The 6,213-nt window shown below is 69.3% G+C and carries 4 protein-coding genes and 1 pseudogene; 2 read left to right on the top strand and 3 right to left on the bottom strand.

Translation table 11 applies throughout. From position 1 onward, the window contains the following. Positions 1-377 (bottom strand): annotated as a pseudogene (locus U9977_RS01480) (glycosyltransferase family 1 protein); the annotation flags it as partial. Between the two features lie 217 nt (positions 378-594). On the opposite strand from U9977_RS01480, the gene U9977_RS01475 reads away from it, so the two are divergent. Both U9977_RS01475 and U9977_RS01470 read left to right on the top strand, forming a co-directional pair. Next, on the top strand, positions 595-2,031 hold the full coding sequence (locus U9977_RS01475; protein ID WP_322747309.1) for a polysaccharide biosynthesis protein: 1,437 nt from the start codon (positions 595-597) through the stop codon (positions 2,029-2,031). Positions 2,032-2,318: 287 nt separating this feature from the next. Then, the gene (locus U9977_RS01470; RefSeq protein WP_322747308.1) at positions 2,319-4,109 is read left to right on the top strand and encodes a hypothetical protein; all 1,791 of its coding nucleotides are present in this window, start codon (positions 2,319-2,321) and stop codon (positions 4,107-4,109) included. Positions 4,110-4,148: 39 nt separating this feature from the next. Here U9977_RS01470 and U9977_RS01465 read toward each other — a convergent pair whose 3' ends face one another. Continuing rightward, positions 4,149-4,943, bottom strand: coding sequence for an ABC transporter permease subunit (locus tag U9977_RS01465; protein ID WP_322747307.1), 795 nt, complete (start codon positions 4,941-4,943; stop codon positions 4,149-4,151). Next, the gene (locus U9977_RS01460) at positions 4,931-6,088 is read right to left on the bottom strand and encodes an ATP-binding cassette domain-containing protein (RefSeq protein WP_322747306.1); all 1,158 of its coding nucleotides are present in this window, start codon (positions 6,086-6,088) and stop codon (positions 4,931-4,933) included. Before U9977_RS01460 ends, U9977_RS01465 begins: the two co-directional genes overlap by 13 nt. Positions 6,089-6,213 lie beyond the last annotated feature (125 nt).

Raw genomic sequence — 6,213 nt, 5'->3', positions numbered from 1 at the left:
ACGACCGGGGTACCGGGCAGCACCAGCGGGCTGAAGAACGGGATGCCGTTCTGGCAGTCCACCACTGCGTCGATGTCGTGCCGGTCGCGTAGGAGGCGAGCCAACGCGGCCGGGTACACCCCGAACGTCCCACCTGAGCGCTCGACGTCGATGCCCCGTACGTTCTGCGACCGTTGGGTGCCGGGCGGTCGGGAGGTGAGCAGACTCACCCGCGCACCAGCCGCGGCAAACCGTTCTGCGACCGATTGGCAGTAGAGCTCGGCGCCACCGGCCTGAGGATGCTCAAGATCACGCCAGTTGAGAAACACCACACGACGCCCGGCGAGCGTATCCAGATGCCTGCCCCGACCGTCCGCTGGTGCTGCAATTGCGGGCACCAGGTCTGCTCCCTTCAGCTCGACCCCCAACCTGCCCCGTTGTTTTCGGCACGGTCTCGCCGCACCGCTCCGTACTCCGCGCGACGATGGTGCCAGATCGCGGGCACCCGATGCGGGCCGGGTACGGCGTTGGCCTACCGTGGGCAGACGACGTCCGGAAAATGGCGGCAAAACGCCGACGCGCTGGCGGACACGAAAGCGTGCGGGAGGAAGGTGGATGGCGATCGCAGCGCGTGAGCTGATCGTGCGGGGCCTCGCCGGCCCCGGGTCGCTCGCGGTTGCCGGAGTTGTCGTCAACGGCGGAAACCTCCTGGTCAACCTTGTACTCGCGCGGGTACTCAATGCCACCAACTATGGTGCGCTGGTCGTTCAGACCGGGATCTTTCTGATCCTTTCGATGGGCGGCTCGGCCTTGCAGGTCGCCGTGGTCCAGCGGGACACATCTTTTCCTGGTGATACCCGACACGCACGGGCGTCCTGGATTCGCCGGCTGCGCAGTGTCGGCATGGTTGTGGTTGTTGTCACCTGTGTCCTCGGTCTGTTGGTATGCGGCCAGGTGGCGGCGATCCTGTCTTATCCGCATCCATTCGCGATTGCCGAGGCAATCGCGGGAGCTGCGATCTGGGTCTCACTTTCGGTCGAGCGTGGTCTGTTGCAGGCGCGTCGCGCCTACCAGGAACTCGCCTATAATTTCGTACTTGAGGGTGCTGGCCGCATCGTCGTCATCATCGGTCTGGCGTTCGCCGGATTCGGAGTCAACGGTGCGGGTCTCGGGTTGATCGTCGGTGTTCTGTGCGGCACCGCACATGCCCGCCGGCGTACGGCCCGGACTACGCGGGGAATGACCACGCGGGGAATGACCACGCGGGGAATGTCGGACACCCGACCCATGCCCGCGCTCTGGTACGACACGACAACCGCTCTCGGCGCGCTCGTGCCGCTCGCGATGCTGCAGAACATGGATGTGGTCATCGTCGGCTGGCTCAACCCCGCCGAGGTCGGGGCCTACGCGGCTGTTTCGACGGCCTGCAAGGTGCCGGTGTTCATCGGTCTGGCGGTGGCGAACTTCCTGCTCCCGGAGGCGGCTCAGCGCCGGGCACAGGGTCGTCCAGCCACCACAGCCCTGCTCGCGGCGGTCGGCTGGGTGGCCGCCCCCGGCCTGCTGCTGGTGGGGACAGGCGTGGTCGCGGCTAGACCCGTGCTGTCAGCGGTGTTCGGCCCGCACCTGGCCGCGGGCGCCTCGACACTGTGGATCCTGGCACTGGCAATGACCTGTCTTGCCGTGACGCTGCTGTTCACCAACTACCTCCTGGGGGCGGGCCGGCGGGAGGTAGTGGGCGTGCTCGCGGCCGGTACCGTGCTCACCGCCGCCGGCTTGGTCGCCGCCGGCGGTCACCTGGTCGCCACGGCCACCGTCGGTCTCGGCTGTCAGGCGGTGACCGCGACCATGGCCGGCATCATGGTGTTGCGGGCGCATCGGCCGGCAGCGGCGGACGTGCGTATCCCGGTCGCGGCCCGGCCACCGGCCGGGCCCGGCGGCCACGAGCCCGTCGACGTGTCCGCGGCGCTGGCGCCGGCGCAACGCGCGCCGCGGCCCGCGGCCCTGTCCGGTAGTCCGGCGGCCCTGTTCGGTAGTTCTGCCCGCGAGCGGTAAGAGCGCCCGCGGGCGCTCTACGTCACCCCACTGTTTTTGATCCTGACCATCCACGGCCCGGTCTTCATCGGAGACTAGGACTCATGCGTCGGAAATCCGTACCGGGGGACCATCCGCCCTCGCCCAGTGGCCAACCGGCGCTCGATCATGGTTCTGTCCGCGCGCTCGGAGGCCCTGGGCATGGCGGGGATGTATCCGGTGATCCGGGCCAGGGAGCCCGTCCGGGCGCGGAGCATGGTGCGGAGCATGGTGCGGAGCATGGCGGCGGCGGCGATCGGGTGGCCGGCATGCCTGGGCTGGTCGTGGCGTCCCCGGGGCGGACCTCCGCACCCTCCCTGCCCGCTCCCGCAGTTGCCGCCGACGGGGTCACTTCGGCTGTTGTTCCCGGGGCCGTCCCCGCCCCGGTGGCGGCACCCGTGCCCGAGCCCCCGGAAACCGATCGTGGCGCGTCCGGTGGGACGCATCGGGGCACGACCCGCCGTCGGATCGTGGTCGGTGCGACGGCGACCGGTCTCGGCGCTCTCGCCGCCACGGGAATCGCGAAGCTGGTGGGTGGCTCGCGGCGAGTCGTTTCGTCCGACGCGCTTGTGCTCTTCGGCGCGCCCGACAGTTTCGGGGACCACGCCGAGCGCGTCCCGGTTGCCACAGTGGATGTTCCAGGCTGGGGTTTCGGGCCCGGCCAGGCCGCCTACATGTCGACCGTCACCTCCGACGGGACGGTCGTCACCGCCACTACACCCTTCTCGGACAACCAGGCGGAGCCGACCGGGTCGGGCATGGAGCTGGCGGTGTTCGAACCGGGTCCGGTGAGTTTCACCCGGCTGGTCGTACCGTCAAGCACGGGGCGGACCGAGCTGCCACGCGCCGAGCCGGGGTTTCGCGGTGTCGGCGGAGCTGATGTGGCCGATGTGACCGTGATCGGTTCAGGGTCTGACGAACGGGTGGTGTTCGTCTCGGCCGTGTCCTACTTCGGCTGGGATACGGCTGTCTACGGGCAGCTACCGGCGCTCGGGCAGATCCGCCGCCCGGCGCGGGGACGACCGTGGCGTTACGACCCGGCCGGCTCGTGGACGACCGACCAGCTCGCCGCGACCGCGCCGCCCGCCGCGGCCGCGAGCGCCTTCCCGCGTGAGGGCAGCGGCGGACCGAGGTGGTCACGCGGCCCGGCGGCGATCAGCAGACTCCCGGACAGTGGTCACCTGGTGATCGCGCAGTACTTTGGCGCCAGCAGCCTCGGCACCGCCCAGGGCGCGTTGTTGGTCGTCGACACCGCGGGCCGGGTGCGCGCCACCTGGCAGTATCCGGAGGTCCGGGTCTTCGGCGTGCCGGTGGTGGTGAGCCCCCGCGAGGTTGTCGCCGATCCGACGAGCCGGGCCGGCGACGAGCGCTTTGTGCTGATCGCTGATTGTCGGACATTGGACGACAAGGTCGTCGCGTTCCCCATCCAGGAGTTCTCCTATGCCGCGGGTGCCGGGCGCCGGGATCTTGGGACGATCACTCCGCGTAGCGTCCCGGTGCGTGCCGCCGCGGACGACTCGCGGATGGAGACCGCCTGTTTCGACGCGAACGGCACCCTGTATGTCGCCCGCACCAGGGCGGACGGACTGCGCGCCGCGACGCTCGCCGTCTACCCCAAGATTGGTAGCGAGCGTGGTCTGGTCAGCCGGACGCCGGCGGTCGACGGTTGGCCGGCGCAGAGCTGGGGGGCGCTGAACCCGCCGGAGTACTTCGTTTCGGGCACCGATACCGGCGGTCTCGTCCGCAGCATCGTTCTCGACCCGACCAGCGGGGCGGTTGTGCTCGCCGGGCTCGACGGCGTGGTGCAGGTCGTCCGGCCCTCGGGTCGGGGCCGGGACATGACCTTCGCCCTGGGTCGGCCGCTGGACATCGGCCTGGGTGGACTACGCCGTCCATCCACCCGATACATCGGCGTCCGGCGGGGCGCCGTCGATGCGCACCGCGGGGTGATGTGGCTTCCCGTCAACCAGTTGGTACTCGACGCCATCCCGTGGCCGTACCCGCCGTTCAAGCTCGACCAGTGGCTGATGCGCGTCGACCTGCGTGCCCTGCTGTCCTGAGTCGACCCTGAGTCAGCCCTGAGTCAGCCCTGAGACTGGTCAGGACGTCATGTCACGGTGCTTGAACAGCCCGGCGGCGACCAGTACCGCGGCCACGCAGAAGACGAGAATCCGCAGGCCGGCCGCGGAGTAGGCGATGTGATATCCGTGCGCGCCTGCGGCGAAGGTGTCCATGAGCCGGGCGGGCAGCCAGGCTGCCGCCGGGCTCCAGATCCGCGATACGAGCATCTCCAGCGGCAGGGCGTATGCCAGCCCCACCGACACCGCGGCAGCCGGGGAGCGGAACACCACCCCGACCAGGACGCCTATGGTCGCGTATCCCAGCGACGCCGCGAGCACGTTCAGGTATCCCTTGCCGATCTCGACCAGGCCGGCTGTGCTGTGCCAGGCAGCGGTACCCACGTCCGTCGCGGGCGCGATCGCGAACGATGCGGCGGCGGCCACGACCGTGGCCGCAGTGACCATCACGGTGACGAAGGCAGCCAGGGCCAGGCATTTGCCCGCGAGCAGGCGAAGCCGGTAGGGATAGGCGATGAGCTGGTTACGCAGCGTTCCATGGGTGAAGTCGCCGCCGATAACAGCGGCTGTGACGGCGAGGGCCGTCACACCGAGCAGGATGCTGACGGCTTCCAACCCCTGCATGACCCCGTCCGGAGCGGCCAGTGCGGCTGCCGTGACCGGCACGCCGTCGTAGTCCTTGTGCCCGACCGACAGCATGGTCAACACGGCGCCGAGCGCCGCGACGGCGCCGATGGCGGCGAGCGTCCCGAAGAAGAAGCGCGGGCGACCGAGCTTGACCCATTCGGCCCGGAACATCGGGGTCACGACGCACATCCGGGCACGTCCGGGGCGGGCATGGCGGAGATGCGAAATCCGCCCGAGGCAGCTATCGATGCGTCCACTGAACCGTCCACTGAACCGTCCACTGATGCCGGTACCGAGGCGTCCGGTGAGCTGCGGCTACGCGGGATCAGATCGCCGTCGACCCCGCCTGTTGCGACCAGGAAGGTCTCCTCCAGCGTAGGGCGGTAGGCGGTCAGCGCGCGCAGAGTGATTCCCGCTTTCATGGCGATTTTGTTGAGGTTCGCGGCTACCGCCTCGGGGGCGTGCACGCTGACCGATCCGATCGAGGACCCCTGCGGCGGGTCGACCTGCAGGCCGTGGTCGCGTAGCAGAGCGGCGAGGCGTTCGGTGTCTCCCGCATGTTCGGGGGTCAGCACGAGCCGTGGTTCCTCGGCGGCAAGCAGGTCGGTCACGTGGCCCTGGAAGAGCAGCCGGCCGGAACGGATCATGACCAGGTGGTCGCAGATCTGTTCGACTTCGGACAGTAGGTGACTGGACACGAAAACCGTCATCCGCGCCCCGGCGAGGTCCTTGAGTAGGCTCCTGACCTCCCGGATGCCCGCTGGGTCGAGCCCGTTGGTCGGTTCGTCGAGGATCAGGAGTTCGGGGTTCGGCAACAGCGCGGCTGCGATTCCCAATCGCTGCTTCATACCCAGCGAGTAGGTGGAGAATCGGTCGTCGGCCCGGGTGGTCAGGCCGACCAGGTCCAAGGTCTCGGTGACCCGGTCCGGACCGAGCCGGCGCAGGCGGGCCAACAGGAGGAGATTGGCGCGCCCGCTGAGGCCGGGGTGGAAGGTCGGCCCCTCGATCATCGCGCCGACCCGGGGGAGATAGGCCGCGGGATTGCCGATGGGGTGCCCGAGCACGAAACCGTGGCCCTCGCTGGGCCGGATCAGCCCGAGAAGCATTCGCAGAGTGGTCGTCTTGCCGGCTCCGTTGGGCCCGACGAAGCCCGACAACGCCCCGGTGGGGACGTGCAGGTTCAGCCGGTCCACTGACCGTCGGGTGCCGTACTGCTTGGTAAGCCCCTGGCTCCAGATGGCAGCGTCGGGGGGAGGCTGCGGCAGGTCCGTGCGAGTCTGCCGTCGTGATCGTATCCGCATCCGCGGTGGCCTCGCCGGAGTCTCCGCCGTCATTACGTGATTGCCTCCTTGGTTGCCTGCGCTGGATGATTTCCGGCGCTGGACGATGCTCGGTGCTTGGTTGACCTCTGGTGTTGGCTTCGTGTGGCACGGTCTCCCGGTCGGCGGACGTTGACCGA

This window comes from Protofrankia sp. Cas8, from assembly GCF_963555845.1.
GTDB lineage: Bacteria > Actinomycetota > Actinomycetes > Frankiales > Frankiaceae > Protofrankia.
Note: the sequence above shows the minus strand (reverse complement) of the source record. Positions and strands in the feature narration are given on the sequence as shown.

Coding starts and splice junctions, on each gene's coding strand:
- U9977_RS01460 (WP_322747306.1), bottom strand. CDS start 6,088: ATGACGGCGGAGACTCCGGCGAGGCCACCGCGGATGCGGATACGATCA.
- U9977_RS01470 (WP_322747308.1), top strand. CDS start 2,319: ATGCCTGGGCTGGTCGTGGCGTCCCCGGGGCGGACCTCCGCACCCTCC.
- U9977_RS01475 (WP_322747309.1), top strand. CDS start 595: ATGGCGATCGCAGCGCGTGAGCTGATCGTGCGGGGCCTCGCCGGCCCC.
- U9977_RS01465 (WP_322747307.1), bottom strand. CDS start 4,943: ATGTGCGTCGTGACCCCGATGTTCCGGGCCGAATGGGTCAAGCTCGGT.